Annotated in this window: 16 protein-coding genes and 2 pseudogenes; 8 read left to right on the forward strand and 10 right to left on the reverse strand. The window is 74.4% G+C overall.

What is annotated here, in order from left to right; genetic code table 11:
- Positions 1–77: 77 nt before the first annotated feature.
- The 7 genes and pseudogenes from RMN56_RS02745 to RMN56_RS02770 form a co-directional block, all read right to left on the reverse strand.
- Positions 78–881, reverse strand: coding sequence for an endonuclease/exonuclease/phosphatase family protein (locus tag RMN56_RS02745; RefSeq protein WP_313722284.1), 804 nt, complete (start codon positions 879–881; stop codon positions 78–80).
- Between the two features lie 10 nt (positions 882–891).
- Positions 892–2,382, reverse strand: coding sequence for a phosphatase PAP2 family protein (locus RMN56_RS02750; RefSeq protein WP_313722285.1), 1,491 nt, complete (start codon positions 2,380–2,382; stop codon positions 892–894).
- Positions 2,383–2,463: 81 nt separating this feature from the next.
- Positions 2,464–3,465, reverse strand: coding sequence for a YihY/virulence factor BrkB family protein (locus tag RMN56_RS02755; RefSeq protein ID WP_313722286.1), 1,002 nt, complete (start codon positions 3,463–3,465; stop codon positions 2,464–2,466).
- The gene (locus tag RMN56_RS02760) at positions 3,458–4,465 is read right to left on the reverse strand and encodes a diacylglycerol/lipid kinase family protein (protein ID WP_313722287.1); all 1,008 of its coding nucleotides are present in this window, start codon (positions 4,463–4,465) and stop codon (positions 3,458–3,460) included. The genes RMN56_RS02755 and RMN56_RS02760 overlap by 8 nt, the downstream gene beginning before the upstream one ends.
- A 115-nt stretch (positions 4,466–4,580) precedes the next feature.
- Positions 4,581–4,784, reverse strand: a pseudogene (locus tag RMN56_RS32840) (Clp protease N-terminal domain-containing protein); the annotation flags it as partial.
- Between the two features lie 168 nt (positions 4,785–4,952).
- Positions 4,953–5,156, reverse strand: a pseudogene (locus RMN56_RS32845) (Clp protease N-terminal domain-containing protein); the annotation flags it as partial.
- Positions 5,156–5,392: an HTH domain-containing protein gene (locus RMN56_RS02770; protein ID WP_089010418.1), complete on the reverse strand. Its 237-nt coding sequence runs from the start codon at positions 5,390–5,392 to the stop codon at positions 5,156–5,158. The pseudogene RMN56_RS32845 and the gene RMN56_RS02770, both read right to left, overlap by 1 nt.
- A 106-nt stretch (positions 5,393–5,498) precedes the next feature.
- Here RMN56_RS02770 and RMN56_RS02775 point away from each other — a divergent pair, with 106 nt between their 5' ends.
- From RMN56_RS02775 to RMN56_RS02800, 6 genes are all read left to right on the forward strand, one after another.
- Complete coding sequence (locus RMN56_RS02775) at positions 5,499–6,299, forward strand: PP2C family protein-serine/threonine phosphatase (protein WP_313722289.1); 801 nt, start codon at positions 5,499–5,501, stop codon at positions 6,297–6,299.
- A gap of 95 nt (positions 6,300–6,394) precedes the next feature.
- Positions 6,395–7,228: a universal stress protein gene (locus tag RMN56_RS02780; protein ID WP_313722290.1), complete on the forward strand. Its 834-nt coding sequence runs from the start codon at positions 6,395–6,397 to the stop codon at positions 7,226–7,228.
- Between the two features lie 128 nt (positions 7,229–7,356).
- Positions 7,357–9,759, forward strand: a complete 2,403-nt coding sequence (locus RMN56_RS02785; protein ID WP_313722291.1) for a phosphoketolase family protein — start codon at positions 7,357–7,359, stop codon at positions 9,757–9,759.
- Positions 9,760–9,811: 52 nt separating this feature from the next.
- Positions 9,812–10,678, forward strand: coding sequence for a universal stress protein (locus RMN56_RS02790; protein WP_313722292.1), 867 nt, complete (start codon positions 9,812–9,814; stop codon positions 10,676–10,678).
- A 104-nt stretch (positions 10,679–10,782) separates the two neighbouring features.
- Positions 10,783–11,793, forward strand: coding sequence for an Acg family FMN-binding oxidoreductase (locus RMN56_RS02795; protein ID WP_313724631.1), 1,011 nt, complete (start codon positions 10,783–10,785; stop codon positions 11,791–11,793).
- Between the two features lie 92 nt (positions 11,794–11,885).
- On the forward strand, positions 11,886–13,559 hold the full coding sequence (locus RMN56_RS02800) for a sensor histidine kinase (RefSeq protein ID WP_313724632.1): 1,674 nt from the start codon (positions 11,886–11,888) through the stop codon (positions 13,557–13,559).
- Between the two features lie 21 nt (positions 13,560–13,580).
- On the opposite strand, the gene RMN56_RS02805 is transcribed toward RMN56_RS02800, so the two are convergent.
- Positions 13,581–14,219 (reverse strand): response regulator, encoded by a 639-nt coding sequence (locus RMN56_RS02805; RefSeq protein WP_262284406.1) that lies wholly within the window; start codon positions 14,217–14,219, stop codon positions 13,581–13,583.
- Positions 14,220–14,403: 184 nt separating this feature from the next.
- Here RMN56_RS02805 and RMN56_RS02810 point away from each other — a divergent pair, with 184 nt between their 5' ends.
- Entirely contained in the window at positions 14,404–15,375 is a 972-nt protein-coding gene (locus tag RMN56_RS02810) for an Acg family FMN-binding oxidoreductase (RefSeq protein WP_313722293.1), read from the forward strand.
- 36 nt (positions 15,376–15,411) lie between these two features.
- Here RMN56_RS02810 and RMN56_RS02815 read toward each other — a convergent pair whose 3' ends face one another.
- Entirely contained in the window at positions 15,412–16,413 is a 1,002-nt protein-coding gene (locus RMN56_RS02815; protein ID WP_313722294.1) for an NAD-dependent epimerase/dehydratase family protein, read from the reverse strand.
- 590 nt (positions 16,414–17,003) lie between these two features.
- On the opposite strand from RMN56_RS02815, the gene RMN56_RS02820 reads away from it, so the two are divergent.
- Positions 17,004–17,552 carry a hypothetical protein gene (locus RMN56_RS02820; protein ID WP_313722295.1) on the forward strand — a complete coding sequence of 183 codons (549 nt, stop codon included), beginning with the start codon at positions 17,004–17,006 and terminating at the stop codon, positions 17,550–17,552.
- A 65-nt stretch (positions 17,553–17,617) separates the two neighbouring features.
- Here the strand turns inward: RMN56_RS02820 and RMN56_RS02825 are convergent, their stop codons facing one another.
- Positions 17,618–19,264, reverse strand: coding sequence for a PKD domain-containing protein (locus RMN56_RS02825; RefSeq protein ID WP_313722296.1), 1,647 nt, complete (start codon positions 19,262–19,264; stop codon positions 17,618–17,620).
- Positions 19,265–19,360 lie beyond the last annotated feature (96 nt).

The raw sequence follows: 19,360 nt of genomic DNA on the forward strand, positions 1-19,360 counted from the left end.
GACGGGCCTCCGCAGAATGCGGCCGCGGACCTGCGGAGCGTGCTGCCGCCGGCGACCGTGCTGACCGGCGGGTGCGGTCAGCACGGCGCCAGCGCCAGGTCGGCGACGACCGGGTAGTGGTCCGAGGCGCTGTCCGCGTCGCCGCCGCGGACCACCCGGACCGCGCGTGCCGTCGCGGCCAGCGCCGGGGTGGCGAGCAGGTAGTCCAGCCGCATCCCGGCGAACTCGGCCCCGCCGTGCCGGGTCGGCACGGTCAGCCCGGCCGGCTCGCCCCCGCCGGTGTGCGGCCAGAGGTCGACCAGGCCCGCGTCGAGCAGCCGGGCCACCGCGCGGGTGTCGACGGTATGGCCGTCGCGGCGCAGGTGACGCCGCCGGTGCAGGGGGTCCAGGCCGGCGAGCCGGGTGCGGTGGTCGACGGCCGGTTCCAGGGTGTTCAGGTCACCGGCGAGCAGGGTCAGGCCTCCCCCGGCCCGCCGCACGGCCACCGCCAGCCAGTCGGCCTCCATGCGCCGCCGCCCACCGGAGTACGGGTCCAGGTGGGCGCTGAACACGGTCAGCGGGCCGTCCGCCGTGGCCACCTCGACCCGGGCCGCGGCGTGGTGGAACGGGCGGCGTACCCGGCCCGCGCGGAGCACCCGCAGCGGCGGGCGGACCAGCACCGCCACCGGCTGCCCGAAGCAGGACCGGGCGAGGTGCGGCACCATGCCCATCCGCTGCGCCAGTTCGGCCAGCCGGCCGTCCCGGTGCAGACCGCGCAGCTCCTGCAGGGCCAGCAGGTCGGGGCGCTGGTCGGCGACCACCGCGACGATCCGGTCCCGGCGGTCGGTGCCGTCGCGGTCCCGCCCGCCGGTCCGGATGTTCCAGGTCATCGCCCGCAGCATCGGCGCCCGATCACTCCTCGCGGCCGGCCCGGGCCAGCTCGTCGTCCAGCTCGTGCACCTGCTCCGACTCGATGGCCGGCCGGTTGCCGTCGCGCACGTCCGCGTTGGGGCGCACCACCCACCAGAGCAGCGTGAGCCAGAGCGCGCCGAGCAGGATCGCGCCCATGAAGTCGGTGGGGTGGTGCATGCCCCGGTACATCCGGGAGGTGGCCACCCCGACCGGCATGATCACGGCGAGGGCCACGAACAGCCAGCGCCACCAGCGGTCGGTGCGGGGCAGCACGATGATCGCCATGGCGGTCCAGAGGCAGATGGTCGCCGCGATGTGCCCGGACGGGAACGACGAGGTGGGCATCTGCCCGTCCAGGTTCTCCACCGGCGGGCGCGGCCGCTCGACCACCCGGGCGCTGGCCAGGAACAGGCTCAGTTCGCCGAACATCGCCAGCACCACGAACAGCACCGGTCGCCATCGCCGCCAGATCGCCAGCACGATCGGGCAGAACACCAGGGAGACCAGCAGGATGGCGTGGGTGTCGCCGAACTTGCTCCACCACCAGCTCAGGTCGGTGAGCGCGTCGGTGCGCCGGTCGGCGAACCAGTGCGGCACCTCGGTGTCCAGGGTGTCGAAGACGGTGCCCTTGGCGTGGTAGCTCACGTACATGCCGAACGCGTAGAGGGCGCCGAAGACGAGCACCCAGCCGACCAGCAGTTCGGCCACCGACGAGCGGGGATGCTCCAGCACGTGCTCCTCGGCCGGGGCGGGCGTGATCTCCTCCCCCGCCTCCGGCTCCAGGCCCTCGGTCAGCGGCGGCACCGGCCGGCCCCGCTCGCGCCGCCACAGCCGGAAGGCGTACGCGGTGACGCCCAGCCAGGCCGCGCCGAGCAGCCAGCCGCCCAGCACGTCCGAGACGAAGTGCACGCCCAGCGCGATCCGGGTCAGCCCGATCAGGACGACCAGCAGGCCGGCGACGGCAATGGCCGGTTTACGCCAGCGCGGCGCGACCGCCGGCAGGAACACCAGCAGCAGCGCCCCGTACGCGACGAACGAGCCGAGCGCGTGCCCGCTCGGGAAGCTGTTGCCGGGGGCGCTGGCCACCGGCACGTCCACCACCGGGCGCAGCCGGCCGACCAGCGCCTTGAGCGACGGGTCGAGGATCAGCCCACCCACCCCGGTGATGATCAGGTAGACGGCCAGCCGGGACTGGCGGCGGATCAGCAGGCCGACCACCGCGATGGTGACCAGCCAGATCAGCACGGGCCGCCCGCCCAGGTCGGTGACCGCCTGGAGCACGGTGACCAGCGGGTGGTGCGGCGCCACGAGGCCGTTGAACCATTCGGCCGCCTCGTGGTCGGCGTGGTAGAGCGGGCCCCAGTGGAACCGGACGAGCATGAGCAGCACGCCGAACCCGACGCCCGCGCCGGCCACGACGAGCAGCCCCGCCACGCTCCGCTCGGCGAAATGGCCGAGCGGGCGGCGCGTCGCCTCCTTGACCGCGGTCACCCCGCACCTCCCTTGTCTTCTGCGAGGCGCGCTGTACCCGATTCCCGCCCCGCGTACACGCCCGGGCGGGTCGGCGCGGCGTCAGAGGGCGGTCATGTCCCCGGTGTCGACGAGCTCCTCGCGCTCGGCCTCCGGCTGCCAGAGGTCGGGCTGGGCGGGCTCCTCCACGCCGATCCGCATCGCCTCCAGCTGGGCGGCGAACGCCAGCCCGCCGAAGAGCGCCACCCCGGTCAGGTTGGCCCAGAGCAGCAGGGCCATCATCCCGGTCAGGGCGCCGTACGTCTGCCCGAATCCGCCGCTGTACTTCACGTAGGCGGCGAGCAGCAGGCTGGCCAGCCACCAGAGCGCCGTGGCGATGCCGGCGCCGAAGAAGAGCCAGGACAGGCCGGGCTGCTTGCGCCGGGGCGCGTGCCGGAACAGCACCGCGACGGCGAGCACGGTCAGGCCGAGGCTGAGCGGCCAGCGGATCACGTCCCAGGCCGCGTGGGCGAAGTCGCCCCACTCGTAGTGCCGCCGTACCGAGTCGCCCATGGCCCGGCCGCCCACCAGGATCAGGAACCCGGCCAGCGCGGGCACGCCGGCGACCAGCGCGAGGACCGCCGCGCGCAGGTACTTGAACAGGGCGGGGCGGTCCCGCTCGACGCCGTAGATCCGGTTCGCGCCCCGCTCGATCTGGGCCATGGTGGTGGTGAGCGCGACCAGGCCGGTCAGCAGGCCGAGGGTCAGCGCCAGCTCACCGGCGTCCTCGGTGCGCTCGGTGTCGGCCAGCAGTTCCTGCACCATCGACTCGCTCTGGCCCGGCGTGATCGCCAGCACGGTGTCGGCGACCACCTTGCCGCCCTCGTCGACGCCGAGGTCGGTGATCAGGCCGGTGAGCGCGATGAGGAACGGCACCACGGCGAGGCAGAGCTGCAGGGCGAAGGCCCGCGAGTGGCTGAAGCCGTCGCCGTAGCGGAACCGGATGAAGGCGTCCCGGAGCAGGCACCAGCCGCCGTGGCGGCGCAGCGTGTGCCAGGCGTCGTCGGCGGAGAGTTCCTCCTGCGCCATGAGCCGGGTCTCGGGGACGAGCTTGGTGCTACTCATGGCGGACCTCCTCGACCAGCCGTTCGCCCCGCTGGGCGGCGGCGTCGGCGTCGACCGACAGGTCCGGGTGGCCCGCCGGCCGCGGCACGCAGAGCCAGAGCGACCCGGGCCGGATCTCGGCCTTGAGCGACCGGCCGGGCTCGATGAGGTCGCCGTCGAGCTGCCGCGGCTGGGCCCGGTTGCTGGTGATCTCGACCCTGCGGCCGCGGAACACCTCCATCCGGGGCACGCTGCCCCGCCGCCGCAGCACCGCCCAGCCGAGGGCGAGCCAGTGGCCGAGGGTCCGCGGGGTCAGCACCGCCACGTCGAGCCAGCCGTCGTCCGGCTCGGCGTCGGTGAGCAGGCGTACCCCGCCCTGGAGCCGGCCGACGTTGCCGACCAGGACCGAGCGGGCCCGCCGGCGCAGCGGCGGCCCGCCGTCGATCCGGATGGAGACCCGCATGGGTCGGTCCCGCAGGTGCTTGGCCGCTCCCACCACGTAGGCCGGCCAGCCGAACCGCTTCTTGGTCGTCTCGGAGGTGGAGTCGAGCATCTGCGCGTCGAAGCCCATCCCGGCCATCACGGCGAAGCACCGGTCGCCGACCGCGCCCACGTCGAGCCGGCGGACGCCCCGCTCGACGGCGACCTCCAGCCCGGCGGCGAGGTCGCCGGAGAGGCCGAGGTTGGCGGCGAGCAGGTTGCCGGTGCCCTGGGGCAGCACGGCGAGGGCCACGTCGGTGCCGGCCAGCGCGGTCACGCAGGCCATCACGGTGCCGTCCCCGCCGCAGGCGAAGACCACCTCGGCGCCGCCCTCGACGGCCGCCTCGGTCTGGCCCCGCCCCGGGTCCTCCACCGTCGTCTCGTACCAGGCGGGCTCCGGCCAGCCGGCGGCGGCGAGGGCGTCGTCCACCGTCCGGCGGAACTCGTCGAGATCGGTCACCTTGACCGGGTTGACCACCACGGCCGAGCGTGGTGCCTTGTTGTCCGCGGTCAACGGGCGCTTCTCGTCTCCACCGTCCACGGCGCAAGTGTGCAGCAACCGGGGCGGCTGGGCGACCCGACGGCGGCGGACGTCGCGAGGACCGCAATCAGGTTTGAACCGGGCCGGCCCCGTGGCAGCGGCCGGCCGGCGCCGGTCAGGCCGCCGTGCGCAGCGCCGCCTCCACCCGCCGGCGCAGGTCGTCGAGGTCCGCACCGGCCTCGGTGAGCACCAGCGCGGCCAGCCCGTTGCCCTCCCGGAGCAGGCCGAGCAGGATGTGCTCGGTGCCGATGTGGTGGTGGCGCAGCCGCACCGCCTCCCGCAGGGACAGCTCCAGCACCTTCTTGGCCCGCGGTGAGAACCGGCCGTCGTCGGGGCGGCGCCCCCACCAGCGGCGCGGCGCGGGGGCCGCCTCGCGCAGCGCGTCCGGGCCGAAGGACTCCTCGATCCGGGCGACGATCGCGGCGAGGTCGATGCCGATCTCGCGCAGCGCCGCCGCGTCCGCCTCGCTGAGGCCGTCGACCCCGTGCGCCGTGTGCCGGGTCACCGCGGCGCGCAGGTCCTCGGCCCGGATGCCGCCGGCCGACAGCACCCGGACGGCCAGGTTGTCGCCGTCGGCGAGCACGCCGAGCAGCAGGTGCTCGGTGCCGACCGGGCGCCGGCCCTCGGTGCGCGCCTCGTCGACCGCGTGGTGCACCACCGCGCGGGCCCGGTCGGTGAATCGTTCGAACATCACGCCTCCCAGCTTCCGCGGACCGCCGGTCGCCCGGCGTGCTTCTTGTGGACCGCCTGCCGGCTGACCTCGAGGGCGTCGGCGATCTCCTGCCAGGACCAGCCCTGCCGTCGGGCGTTGTCCACCTGGACCACCTCCAGCCGTTCGAGCAGCCGGCGCAGGGCGAGCACGGCCCGCAGCCCGACCTTCGGGTCGGTGCTGCCGGCCGCCGCCGCGAGTTCCGTCGCCTGACTCATGCTGTCAACGTAGGTTGACGCGGCCCGTTTGTCAACCCCGGTTGACAAGCCGACACGTCGCCGCGACCTGCCGATCCCCGGCCCGCACCGGTGCTACGGTCCGCAGGTGTTCCGCCGCCGCCCGCTGGATCAGCCCGTCCAGGCCACCCGCCGGCTGACCGTCGGCCGGCTCACCCTGGAGATCGCCGGGGGCAGCGTGGTCGGGCACCGCTACGCGGAGAACTTCGACGTGCTGCACGTCGACCCGGAGCTGCCGCTGGCCGCGGTCGCCGACGGCATGGGCGACGGCGAGGGCAGCCGGGTCGCCGGCACCACTGCCATGACCACCTTCGTGGCGCAGGTCCGCGCCGGCTGGCCGGCCGTCGACGCCGCCCGCCTGCGCGCCGCGACGGCCGAGACCCAGCTCCGGGTGCGCCGGGCCGGGGCGGGACTCGCCGGGCTGACCGGCTGCACGCTCACCGCCCTGATCGCCGAGCCCGACGGCGGGCAGGGCTGGCTGGTCCAGCTCGGCGACTCGCGGGCGTACCGGCTGCGCGACGGCCTGCTGGAACTGGTGACCGTCGACCACACCATGGCCTGGCTCGGCCTGCTGCACGGGTGGTGGCCGCCCGACTCGCCGGAGGCGGCCCGGGCCCGCTACCAGTTGCTGCGCTACGTCGGCCACCCGGACAAGCCCGAGCCGGACCTGCTCGCCGTGCCGCTGCGCAGCGGGGACACCTGGCTGCTCTGCACCGACGGGGTGAGCGACCAGCTCGGCTACCACCGGCTGCGCGACCTGCTCTCCGCACGCCGCGACCCGGCCCGGACCGCGCAGGCCCTGCTCGCCGCCAGCCTGACCGAGGGCGGCGAGGACAACGCCACCGCCGTGATCGTCCGCGTCCATCCCACCCTGCCCGGTCCCCGCTGACCGTTCCCGCCGGCGCCAGTTCCGCCGACCCGCTCCGGGCGGGCGCCCGCCCGACTACCGTGGGTGAGGAGATCGCGGTCGGGAGGTGAGCCGGGATGCCCGCACCCACCCACGGCGCGGTGGTGGTCGGCGTGGGCAGCTCGGCGGAGGACCTCCAGCTGGTCCGGACGGCCGCCGGGGAGGCCGCCGCGCACGACCGGCCGCTGCACCTGCTGCACGCCTTCAACTGGGCGGCGGCCCTGGAGTCGTTCTCGGTGAGCGGCCCGCGCGCCGCCGCCGAGGACCTGCTGGAAAAGGCCGCGCGGGTCGCCGCCGAGGCCGCGCCCGCGGTGCCGGTGACCGACGAGATCGTCGAGGGCGACCCGATCGAGGCGCTGGTCCGGGCCTCCGACTCGGCGTTCCTGCTGGCGGTCGGTGACGGCGGCGTGGCCGGATGCCCGTCCTGCGTACCGGCCAACGCGCCGTCCGTGCAGCTCGCCGCCCGGGCCGGCTGCCCGGTGCTGGTCGGCCGGGCCGAGCCGCCCCCGCAGGGGCCGCTGCTGGTCGGGTTCGACGGGTCGGAGAGCTCCCGCGCCACCCTGGCGTACGCCCTCGACTGCGCCGAGGGCCGGGGCGCCCGGCTGCTCGCCATCCGGGTGCTGGAGCCCGACGAGCACCCCGACGGCGACGACGGCCTGCTCGACGAGGCCGTCGCCCGGTACGGCAGCCGGCATCCCCGGGTGGCCGTCGAGTGCCACACGATCCGCGGCGACCCCGGTGCCGTCCTCGTCGAACAGTCCCGTTCGGCACAGGTGGCGCTGGTCGGGGCGCGCGGCGACGAGCCGCTGCGGGGCATGCTGGGCGCGGTCAGCCAGACGTTGCTCTACCACTCGCCGGCCCCGGTGATCGTCGTTCGTGGACTCGACCCGGACGACGAGGACGGGCCGTGACGCCCGCCCGGCCCGGGACCTACGGCCCTGCTCGACCCGCCGGCCCATGGACGAGGCTGGACGTGCCGGAGGCGGCCGATCCGCTCCCGGGTGGCAGAAGACCCCGAGCCGCGAGAGGCTAACGCAGCATGGACACCGCGCTGGACGTGCACAGCCCACTGACCGAGGACGAGCTGCGCCGGCTCGACGCCTACTGGCGGGCGGCGAACTACCTCACCGTCGGGCAGATCTACCTGCTCGACAACCCGCTGCTACGTGAGCCCCTGAAGCCCGAGCACATCAAGCCTCGGCTGCTGGGGCACTGGGGCACGAGCCCCGGCCTCAACCTCCTCTACACGCACCTCAACCGGATCATCGTCGGCCGCGACCTGTCCGCCATCTTCATCACCGGCCCGGGCCACGGCGGCCCCGCCCTGGTGGCGAACACCTGGCTGGAGGGCACCTACAGCGAGCTCTACCACCACATCGCCCGCGACGAGACCGGCATGCAGCGGCTGTTCCGCCAGTTCTCCTTCCCCGGCGGCATCCCCAGCCACGTGGCGCCGGAGGTGCCGGGTTCCATCCACGAGGGCGGCGAGCTCGGCTACTCGCTGAGCCACGCGTACGGCGCCGCGTTCGACAATCCGGACCTGCTGGTCGCCTGTGTGATCGGCGACGGCGAGGCGGAGACCGGGCCGCTGGCCGGGAGCTGGCTGTCCAACGTCTTCCTCAACCCGGCCCGGGACGGGGCGGTGCTGCCGATCCTGCACCTCAACGGCTACAAGATCGCCAACCCGACGGTGCTCGACCGGATCCCCGCCGAGGACCTGCTCGACCAGATGCGCGGCTTCGGCTACCAGCCGTACGTCGTCGAGGGCGACGACCCGGCCCGGGTGCACCAGGCCCTCGCCGCCACGCTGGACCGGGCGGTCGACGAGATCGCCGAGATCCAGCGCCGGGCCCGCTCCGGCGGCGAGGTCGAGCGCCCCCGCTGGCCCATGATCATCCTCCGTACGCCGAAGGGCTGGACCGGGCCGGCGGACGTCGACGGCAAGCAGGTCGAGGGCACGTTCCGCGCCCACCAGGTGCCGATCGACGGGGTCCGCGACAACCCGGCACACCTGGCCGAGCTGGAGCGGTGGCTGCGCAGCTACCGGCCGGAGGAGCTGTTCGACGCCACCGGCGCGCCGGTCGCCGAGCTGGTCGACCTGCCGCCGCGGGGCGACCGGCGGATGAGCGCCAACCCGGTGGCCAACGGCGGGCTCCTGCTGCGCGACCTGGAGCTGCCGGACTTCCGCGACTACGCGGTCGACGTCAAGGAGCCGGGCTCGCCGATGGCCGGCGCCACCGGCGCGCTGGGCCCGTGGATCCGGGACGTGATCACCCGCAACCCGCAGTCCTTCCGCCTGTTCGGCCCCGACGAGATCGCCTCGAACCGGCTGGGCGCCGCCTTCGAGGTCACCGACCGCGCGTTCGTCGGCAGCCGGCTCCCCGGCGACGACCACCTCTCCCCCGACGGCCGGGTCATGGAGGTGCTCTCCGAGCACCTGTGCCAGGGCTGGCTGGAGGGCTACCTGCTGACCGGGCGGCACGGCATCTTCACCAGCTACGAGGCGTTCATCCACATCGTCGACTCGATGGTCAACCAGCACGCCAAGTGGCTCAAGGTGACCCGGCAGATCCCGTGGCGGGCCCCGGTGGCCTCGCTGAACTACCTGCTCTCCAGCCACGTCTGGCGGCAGGACCACAACGGCTTCTCCCACCAGGACCCCGGCTTCATCGACCACGTGGTCAACAAGAAGGCCGAGGTGGTGCGGGTCTACCTGCCGCCGGACGGCAACACCCTGCTCTCCACCATGGACCACTGCCTGCGCAGCCGGCAGTACATCAACGTCGTGGTGGCCGGGAAGCAGCCGGCGCCCAACTGGCTGACCATGGACGAGGCGATCCAGCACACCCGCCGCGGGCTGGGCATCTGGGACTGGGCCAGCACCGACGACGGCAGCGAGCCCGACGTGGTGCTCGCCTGCGCCGGCGACGTGCCGACCCTGGAGACCCTGGCCACGGCCGACCTGCTCCGCCAGCACCTGCCCGACCTGAAGGTCCGGGTGGTCAACGTGGTCGACCTGATGCGCCTGCAGCCGCCCTCGGAACACCCGCACGGCCTGCCGGACAGCGAGTTCGACACGATCTTCACCCGCGACAAGCCGGTCATCTTCGCCTACCACGGCTACCCGTGGCTGATCCACCGGCTCACCTACCGCCGCACCAACCACGACAACCTGCACGTCCGCGGCTACAAGGAGGAGGGCACCACCACCACGCCGTTCGACATGGTGATGCTCAACGACCTGGACCGCTTCCACCTGGTCATCGACGTCATCGACCGGCTGCCCGGGCTGCGCTCGCGGGCCGCCCACCTGCGCCAGGAGATGGTGGACCTCCGGCAGTCCTGCCGCGACTACACCCGCCAGCACGGCGAGGACGACCCCCGGGTCGCCGAGTGGCGCTGGATCCGGGAGACCGAACCAGGTATGCGGGGTGGACAGTGAGCGTGCGGTGTGAGCCTGCGAGCCCCGCAGTCGCGAACGAAAGGCCGGCACCGTGAGCGGCGACGAGATCCTGGTCGGCTACGACGGCTCCGCCGACGCGTCCGTGGCCCTGGACTGGGCGCTGGACGAGGCGGGCCGCTCGGGCCGGCCGGTGCGGCTCGCGTACGTCTTCGAGTGGTTGACGGTGGCCGGCTGGATCGGGCCCGGGGTCGCCCCCGGGGTCTGGCCCGACGAGACCGCCCGGCGGCAGGTCGAGGAACTGGTCCATCGGGCGGCGGCGGACGCTGCCGCCGACCGGCCCGGGCTGACCGTGCGGGGCGAGGTGTTCGACGGCCCGCCCGCGCTGGTCCTCCAGGAGCGCTCCGCCGAGGTGGCCATGCTGGTGCTGGGCAGCCGGGGCCACGGCGGGTTCGGCGGGCTGCTCGCCGGCTCCACCGCCGTGTCCGTCAGTGCCCACGCGCACTGCCCGGTCATCGTGGTCCGGGACGGCCGGCCCGTCACCTCCGGGCCCGTGGTGGTCGGCGCGGACGGCTCGGCGTCCTCGGTGCAGGCGCTCGGCTTCGCGGTGGAACGGGCCGCGCAGCGGGACGTGCCCGTGCGGGCGCTGCGGGTGTGGGAGCCGCCCGCCGAGGGGCGGGTGCCGCCGGGCTTCGACCCGGAGGAGGCCGCCGCCACCGAGCGGGCGGCCGTCGAGGCCGACCTGGCCCCCTGGCGGGAGTCCTTCCCGGACGTGCCGGTCGAGGTGCTGGCGAACCCGGGCAACCCCGCCGCGCTGCTGGTGGAGGAGAGCCGGACGGCGCAGCTCGTGGTGGTCGGCAGCCGGGGCCGGGGCGGGCTGCGCGGGATGCTGCTCGGCTCGGTCAGCCAGCAGCTCATCCACCACGCCCAGTGCCCGGTCGCCGTGGTCCGCGAACGCTGACGACGCGTGCGACCGCCGCGGACATGGTCGAGGATGGAGCGGGCAAGCCCACCCGGACGACCCGGGCCTGGGGCACGATGGGGGAAACAGGAGAGGTCGTGACGATGAGCCACGAGACGCCGGCTACGGACCGTCCGCTGACCACCGCGCTCGCGGAGGCCGCCGGGATGGCCGGCCACGCTCCCTCGGTGCACAACACGCAGCCGTGGCACTGGACGGTGCTGCCCGACGCGCTGGAGCTGCGCGTGGTCCGGGAGCGTCACCTCAGCGCCCTGGACCCGGAGGGCCGGCTGCTGGTGCTGAGCTGTGGCGTCGCCCTGCACCACGCCCGGGTGGCACTGGCCGCCGAGGGGTGGACGCCGGTGGTGGAGCGCCTGCCCGATCCCGGCCAGCCCGAGCTGCTCGCCCGGCTGACCGGATTCAAGCCCACCGGCAGCGATCCGGACGCCATGCGCACGGTCCAGTGCATGCAGGTCCGGCACACCGACCGCCGGCCGGTCAGCGACGAGCCGGTCCCGACCGACGTGCTGGGCGAGATCGACCGGGCGGCCACCCGGGAGGGCGTCAACCTGCAGGTGCTGGACGACGACCAGAAGATCGAGCTGGCCGCCGCCGCGCAGCGGGCCGCCGCGGTCGAGAAGGGCAACCCGGACCTGCAGGAGGAGCTGGCCTACTGGACCAGCCGGGCCGCCGCCGGCACCGGGCTGCCGCCGGAGGTGCTGCCGGAGCGGGCCCCCCAGACCACCGTTCCGGCCCGCGACTTCGGCCCCGGCGGCACCCTCCCGGTGGGTGAGGGGCATGACCGGGCCGCCGTCTACGGGATCCTCTGGGGCACCGACGACGAGCCGGACAGCTGGCTGCGCGCCGGCGAGGCGCTCTCCGCCGCCTGGCTCACCGCCACCCGGCACGGCGTGTCCGTGGTGCCGCTGTCCGGCGTGGTGGAGGTCGAGAGCACCCGCCAGACGCTCCGGCAGATGCTGTCCGGCCTCGGCTTCCCGTACATCTCGATGCGCCTCGGCCTGGCCGACCCGACGCACGCCGGCCCCCCGCACACCCCGCGGCTGGAGATCGCGCAGACCGTCGACACCTCCGCGGTGCGCGACCAGCTCTCCTGACGGATCTCGGCCCCGCGGCCACCGGGCGATAGCATCGCCCGGTGGCCAGCGCACCGAACCCCCGCTCCGAGCACGGCACCCCGTCGCTCGGGCTGACCCCGCTGTCGCGGGTGCGGCTCGACGAGCTGCTCCAGGAGATGCTGGACCGGGTCGGTGAGGTGGTCACCAACCGGGAACGGCTCCGCGCCCTGCTCGACGCGGTGGTCGGCATCGGCTCCGACCTCGACCTGCGCAGCACCCTCCAGCGGATCGTGGCGTCGGCCTGCGAGCTGGCCGGCGCCCGCTACGGCGCGCTCGGCGTGATCGGCGCCGACCGGCTGCTGCACGACTTCATCGTCCACGGCATCAGCCCCGAGCTGCACGCCGAGATCGGTGACCTGCCGCACGGGCGGGGCGTGCTCGGCCTGCTCATCGACGACCCCCGCCCGCTGCGGATGCCGGACATCACCCGCCACCCGCAGTCCTACGGCTTCCCGCCGAACCACCCGCCGATGCACAGCTTCCTCGGCGTTCCGGTGCGCATCCGCGACCACGTCTTCGGCAACCTCTACCTCGCCGAGAAGCAGGGGGCCGCCGAGTTCACCGAGGACGACGAGGAGATCGTGGTCGCGCTCGCCGCGGCGGCCGGCGTGGCCATCGAGAACGCCCGCCTCTACGCCCTGGCCCACCGGCGGGAACGCTGGCTCGCCGCGACCGCCGAGATCACCTCGGTGCTGCTCGGCGAGGTACGCCGCACCGACGCGCTGACCCTGGTCGCCCGGCGGGCCCGGGAGGTCGCCGGGGCCGAGCTGGCCCTCGTGCTGCTCTACGACGAGGACGAGCGCCAGTTCACCGTCGAGGTGGTCGACGGCGCCGACGACGACGCCGCCCGGAAGCTGGTCGGCGCGGTGCTCCCGGCCGACGACACCACCTTCGTCGGCTCGGTCACCGAGCGCCGCCACGAGCTGCTGGAGAACCTCGCCGAGTCGGCGCCCTGGGCGCACCCGGTCGTGGCCGGGCCGGCGGTGGTCTCCCCGCTCGCCGCGGCGGACACCCTGCACGGCGTGCTGGTCATCGCGCACGGGCCCGACCACGGTCCCGCGGCCGAGGACGACGTGGCCCTGCTGGGCAGCTTCGCCGGCCAGGCCGCGCTGGCCATGGAACGGGCCCGGGGCCAGGAGGAACGGGAGCTGCTCGTGGTCCTGGAGGACCGCGAGCGGATCGCCCGCGACCTGCACGACGTGGTGATCCAGCGGCTGTTCGCCACCGGCCTGCAGCTGCAGAGCGGGGCCATGAACGCCCGCCCCGAGGTGGCGAAGCGGATCAACCAGGCGGTCGACGACCTGGACGCCACCATCCGCGACATCCGCCGCACCATCTTCGAGCTGCGCACGCCGATGAGCGCCGCGCTGCGCACGGAGATCCGCGAGGCGATCGAGGTGGCCGCCGAGTCGCTGGGCCACCGGCCCGACCTGGAGCTGGTCGGCCCGATCGACAGCGCCGTCCCGGACCAGCTCCGCCCCGAACTCACCGCCGTGCTCCGCGAGGCGCTGTCCAACGCGGTACGCCACGCGCACGCCGACCGGGTGTCGGTGCTGGTGCGGGTCGACGCCGGCTGGGTGAGCGTCACGGTCACCGACGACGGGGTGGGCTGCGACCCGGAGCAGGCCCGCAGCGGCCTGGTGAACCTGCGCGAGCGGGCCGAACGGCTGGGCGGCGACTTCCAGCTCGGCCGGGTCACGCCGCACGGCACCGAGCTGCGCTGGAGCGTCCCGCTGCGCGACTGAGCGGGTGTGGCGGCCCCCGCCTCAGTGGCTCTTGCCGAGCAGCCGGGTGGCCAGCACCGCGGCCTGCGTACGCCGCTCCAGGCCGAGCTTGGCGAGCACGCTGGAGACGTAGTTCTTCACCGTCTTCTCGGCGAGGAACATCTTGCCGGCGATCTCCCGGTTGGTGAGACCCTCCGCCACGTACTCCAGGATCCGCCGTTCCTGCTCGGTGAGGGACTTCAGCTCCCGCGGCTGCTCGACGCCGCTGCGGATCCGCTCCAGCACCCGGGTGGTGATCGCCGGGTCGAGCAGGGACTGCCCGGCCGCCACCCGCCGGACCGCGTCCACCAGGTCGGTGCCGCGGATCTGCTTGAGCACGTAGCCGGCGGCGCCGGCCATGATCGCCGCGAAGAGCGCCTCGTCGTCCTCGTACGAGGTGAGGATCAACCCCTTGATCGACGAGTCCACGGCACGGATGTCCCGGCAGACGTCGATGCCGTTGCCGTCGGGCAGCCGCGCGTCGAGGATCGCCACGTCGGGGCGGAGCGCCGGGATGCGGCGCGACGCCTCCTGCGCGGAGCCGGACTCGCCGACCACCTCGATGTCGCCGCTGCTCTGCAGCAGGTCGGCCAAGCCACGACGGACGACCTCGTGGTCGTCGAGCAGGAACACCCGGATCATCCGTCCTTTCTACCCTCCCGCCGGGAGGTCCCGCACGGGCCGAAGGTCCCGACCGTCACGCGCCGGCGGCGGGCAGAGGGACCCGCCCAGGTGGGGACCTCCGGCCCTGCTCACCGCCCCGCCCGCTGACGGACGGTGGGGGTGGACCGGCCGGCCGGGCGGCCCGCACGGAGGGAGCAACGCCATGACCACGGGCTACACCGTCGACCAGCTGCGGGCCGCCATCTCGGACGCGGTACGCGCGCCGTCGCTGCACAACACCCAGCCGTGGCGGTTCCGGCTCGTCGACGGCGGGATCGAACTCGCCGTCGACCCGCTGCGCCGGCTGCCGGCCACCGACCCGAGCGGCTGGGGCGCCCGCATCGCCTGCGGGGCGGCCCTGTTCAACCTGCGGCTGGCCCTTGCCGTGGCGGGCACGCCCGCCTCGGTCCGGCTCCGCCCGTACCCCGGTGACCCGGACGTGGTGGCCCGGCTCGTCCCCGACGTGCCGCGCCGCCCCACCCCGACCGAGCAGAGCCTGCGCGGCGCCATCGCCCGCCGGTTCAGCAACCGGGCGCCCTTCTGGCCCGACCCGGTGCCCGCCGACGCGCGCTGGCGTCTCGGCGAGGCCGCCCGCGCCGAGCAGTGCTGGCTGGAACTGGTCATCGGCACCACCGCGGTCAACGCCTTCGCCGAGATCGCCCGCAGCGCCCACCGGGTGCTGGAGCGCGACCCCGCGTACGTCACCGAGCGCACCCGGTGGATCCGCTCCGAGCCGTCCCCCGACGGCGTGCCGACCGCTGCCGGCGGACCGCAGAGCGAACCGCAGGACCTGCTGCCGCAGCGCGGCTTCGGCGGCCGCGACCGCGCCCCCGGCCGCGACTTCGAACCGGAACCGCTGGTCGCCGTGCTCGGCTCGACCGGCAACACCGCCACCGACCAGGTCGTCGCCGGGCAGGCCCTGCAACGGGTGCTGCTCACCGCCACCGACGCCGGGCTGGCCGTGTCGATGCTCTCCCAGCCGATCGAGGTGCCCGGGGCGCGGGAGGCCCTGCGGCTGTCCCTGGGCCGGTTCGGCACCCCGCAGATGGTGATGCGGATCGGGTTCGGCCAGCCCGGCCGCACCACCCCGCGCCGCCCCGTCGACGAGGTGCTCGACCTGCCGGTGGTGCACTGACGGCCGGCGTCGGGTCGGCGGTCGTCGCGCCGGCGGTCAGGCCGGTAGCGCGGCCAGGAGGGCCGCCTCCCGCTCCGGGGCCAGACCGACCGCCGCCCGCGCCGGGCGTCCCGCCCGGGCCGGCACCCGGCCGACCTCGCGCAGCCAGCGCCAGGTGTCCGCGACCGTCTCGACCGCCGGCCGGCAGGCCAGACCCGCCGCGTGCGCCCGCTCGACGTCCCGCTCCTGCAACCAGCGGTACTCGTGCCCGAGCGGGACCCAGATCGGCAGGTCGTTCCACGGCTCGACGCCCGCCGCCAGGAGCGCGTCCGGCTCCGTCCAGCGCGGCGTCGCGTCCGCGCCGGTCACCGCCACGGCCGCGTCGAGCAGCTCGCCCATCGTCGTGTGCCCGGTCCGACTGACCACGTTGTACGCCCCACCGGCGCCCTCGACCCCCCGGTCCAGCAGCCAGATCGCCAGGTCCCGCGCATCGACGTACTGCACCGGCAGGTCGCGCGGGCCGGGAGCGAGCACCTCCCCACCCCGGGCGACCCGGTGCAGCCACCAGGGCAGCCGCCCGATGTCCTCGCCCGGGCCGAGGATCAGCCCGGCCCGCACCAGCAGCGCCCGGTCACCGAACACCGCCACGGCGGCCCGCTCACCGCCCGCCTTGTTCTGCGGGTAGTCCCCGTCGGCCGCGTCCGCCTCGGCCGCGACGACCGGCGCGTCCTCGCCCGTGCCCAGCCCGACCGGCGGCGCGTAGACCGAGCCGCTGGAGACGTAGACGTAGTGCGGCACGGCACCGGTCAGGGCGCGCGCCGCGTCCCGGACCGCCCGGGGCGCCCCGTCCCAGGTGTCCACCACCAGGTCCCACTCGCCGCCCGCGAGGGCCGCCAGCCCGTCCGGCGAGGTGCGGTCACCCCGCAACCGGTGTACGCCCTCCGGCACGTCGCCGTGCAGCCCCCGGTTGAACACCGTCACCGACCAGCCGCGGCGTACCGCCTCGGTCACCACGGCCCCGCCGACGAATCCGGTACCACCGAGCATCAGAAGTCTCATGCGTCCCACCCTGCCGCCTGGCGTCCGCTCCGGTGAACGCTGTTCACGGTGAGCGGATCTGCCCAGGGCAGAAGCCCGGCCACCTGCCGCCCTCGCGGGTCGGTTCTGGGGGTGTATGTCCGTTCCCGCGCTGGCCGGAGCCCAGTGAGTGGAACGCTGTGGGTGTCTCCGGTGCCGGGATACACCCATACCGTTCCACCGACCGTCCCGCCTTGGGTGTGGTGTCCGGTTCGGGGAGTGACCGGCGGCATCCCGGCGGTGGAATGGCCGGCGGGTGGGCGTCGTTATACCCGGTGCATGACCGAGGACCACGCCCCGCCCGACGGGGTGCCCGGTCCCGCTACCCGCCCGCCGAGGCGGAACTCCCCGAGCGGGACTGCCCGCCGAGGCGGGTGCCCGGCCGCCGGGAATGATGGTGGCTGGCCGGTCGTTGCACATGGTCCCGGCGCGACGAAGAGGCCCCCGCCCCGTCCGCTGGATGATCCCCCTGAGACTTTCTTGAGCGCCTGACGGTGCTTGCGCCCACCAGCTAAGAGCCGACCCCCCCGTCGGTGTGGTGGTGCGCCAACCCCCGAATGGAGCCATCCCCCATGAACACGATGCTGCGTAAGAGCGTGCTGGGTATTGCTGGTCTGGCCTTCACCGGTGGTGTCTTCGCCGGTCCGGTCGCCGCCCACGCCGACGCCCGCCCCGTGCAGGGCAAGCCGGCCGCCGTGGCGACCGTGCAGGGCGCCCAGTCGCACATCGACCTGAACGACGAGCAGCTCGCGAACGCGAAGGCGATCATCGCGGCGACGAAGAAGGCCGGTCTGCCCGAGCGGGCCGCGGTGATCTCGATCGCCACGAGCCTGCAGGAGTCGAAGCTGGAGAACCTCGGCCACCTCGGCGACGCCAACGACCATGACTCGCTGGGCCTGTTCCAGCAGCGCCCGAGCTCGGGTTGGGGCACGCCGGAGCAGATCACCAACCCCGAGTACGCCACCCTGGCCTTCGAGAAGGGTCTGAAGCAGGTCGACGGCTGGGAGACCATGCCGCTGACCGAGGCCGCGCAGACCGTGCAGGTGTCGGCCTACCCGGACGCCTACGCCCAGTGGGAGCAGCAGGCCACCGACATCGTCGCCCAGCACTGGAACAGCTGACCCGAACAACACGACCACTGGCCGGCACCCCCAACACCGGGGTGCCGGCCAGCGGCGTATCCGGGTCAGGCCGGGCGCAGGACGAACGTCCAGGTCGTGGTCGTCGTGCTGGCCGCCGCGCCCACCGCGGCGAGGCCGCCGTAGGTGCCGGCCGGCACGCTGCTGCCCGAGTCGGCGAGGAGCGCGGTCACCCGTCCGCCACCCGTCTGGGAGCTGTTGCTGCGCACCTCCACGCCGGCCGGCGGGGTCAGCGCCGTGGACGCCCCGTCGCCGTGCAGCCAGTACGACACGGCCCAGCTCTGCTCGGCGGTCACCGGGACGTACGGGGTGATGCGGGTGGCGGTGCTGGCCGGGTCGGTGGCCCGGGCGAAGACCGGCGCGCTCGGGGCGGCACCCCGGTACGCGGCCACCACCAGGTTGCCCTTGGCCTGGCTGTCGAGGGCGACGCGTACCGCCGTTCCGGCGTCGCCGGCGGCGGCGACCTTCCACCAGGCGGTCGTGGTGGCGAAGCCTCCGTCGAGCCGGTCGAGGCGGGTCCAGCCGGTGACCCCGGTGGGCTCGCCGGTGCCGGTGTGGGTGTTCTGGCTGAGCAGGAGCAGCAGCGTGTCGCCCGGCTGGACGGTCGGCGGCACGGTCACCGTGTGGCTGGTCCAGTTGGCGTTCGCGGTGGCCTGGCCGACGAAGGCGATCCGTTCGGGCACCGGCGCGACGGTGACGTCGACCGTGACCGTGCCGGTGGCGCCCCGGTCGTCGGTGACCGTGAGGGTGACCGGGTAGGTGCCAGCCGTCGCGTACGTGTGCGAGGTGGTCGGCACGGAGACGGTGTCGGTGGTGGACCCGTCGCCGAAGGCCCAGTGGTGGCCCTGGATCGCGCCGTCGGCGTCGGTGGACCCGGCCGCGGAGAAGGTGCAGACCAGCCCGGAGCAGGACGGGACGAGCTGCGCCACCGGCGGCTGGTTGACGGGACCGCCCGAGCCCTTGAGGATCTTCACGTAGTCGATGTCACCGGCGAAGTAGTCGCAGGTGACCTCCACCCCGTCGCACTGGCTCTTGCCGCCGATGGAGAGCTGCTTGGTGTTCGCGATGGTGCCGGTCGGCCCGTTCAGGCGGCTGGTCCGCACCCCGTCGACGTACATCTCCACGTAGCTGGCCGTGCGGTTGCAGGTGACCGTGTGCCACTGCCCGTCGGAGATGGGCACGTCGGTGTAGCCGGTGCGAGAGGCGCCGTCGCCGCCACGGAACAGGCACTTCGGCTTGCCGCCCGGGGCCTCGAACTTCCAGTAGCCGCCGACGGTCGCGCCCTGTCCCTTCTGGAGGATGTTCCCGAAGGAGTACGTGGTCCGGTAGCGGATGGTGAGGGAGAAGTCCCCGGCGTCCGGGTTGAAGTCGGTGGTGTGCGGCACCACGTTCACGTGGCCCGGGACGTACTCCTGGTCGGTGGGCAGGTGGGTGGCGAACCGGTGCCCGGTCGCGCCGGCGTAGAGGGCGCCCGTGACGACCTCGGCCCCGATGGCGCCGTTGCGGCCGTTGCCACTGCTGTCCTTGAGCACGGTCGCCCTGGCGGGTTCGTCCATGCTCCAGAACGCGACGGTCCGGGTGGCGGTCGCCTGCGCGGGCGCGGCGCCCAGCGCCACCCCGGTGGCCACGAACAGGGCGGCCACGCCCAGCCGGGCGGCTGTGCGCCGCCACCGTCCCTGCCTGACTGACCGCATACGATCGCCTCCCAGCTCCACGGGCCACCACCCTGTCACGCTGCGGGCCAGCGGTTCCATAACCCGTTGGGCGGATCCGTACCAGTTCCTCCGTGC

It is taken from the genome of Micromonospora halotolerans (genome assembly GCF_032108445.1).
Taxonomy (GTDB): domain Bacteria; phylum Actinomycetota; class Actinomycetes; order Mycobacteriales; family Micromonosporaceae; genus Micromonospora; species Micromonospora halotolerans.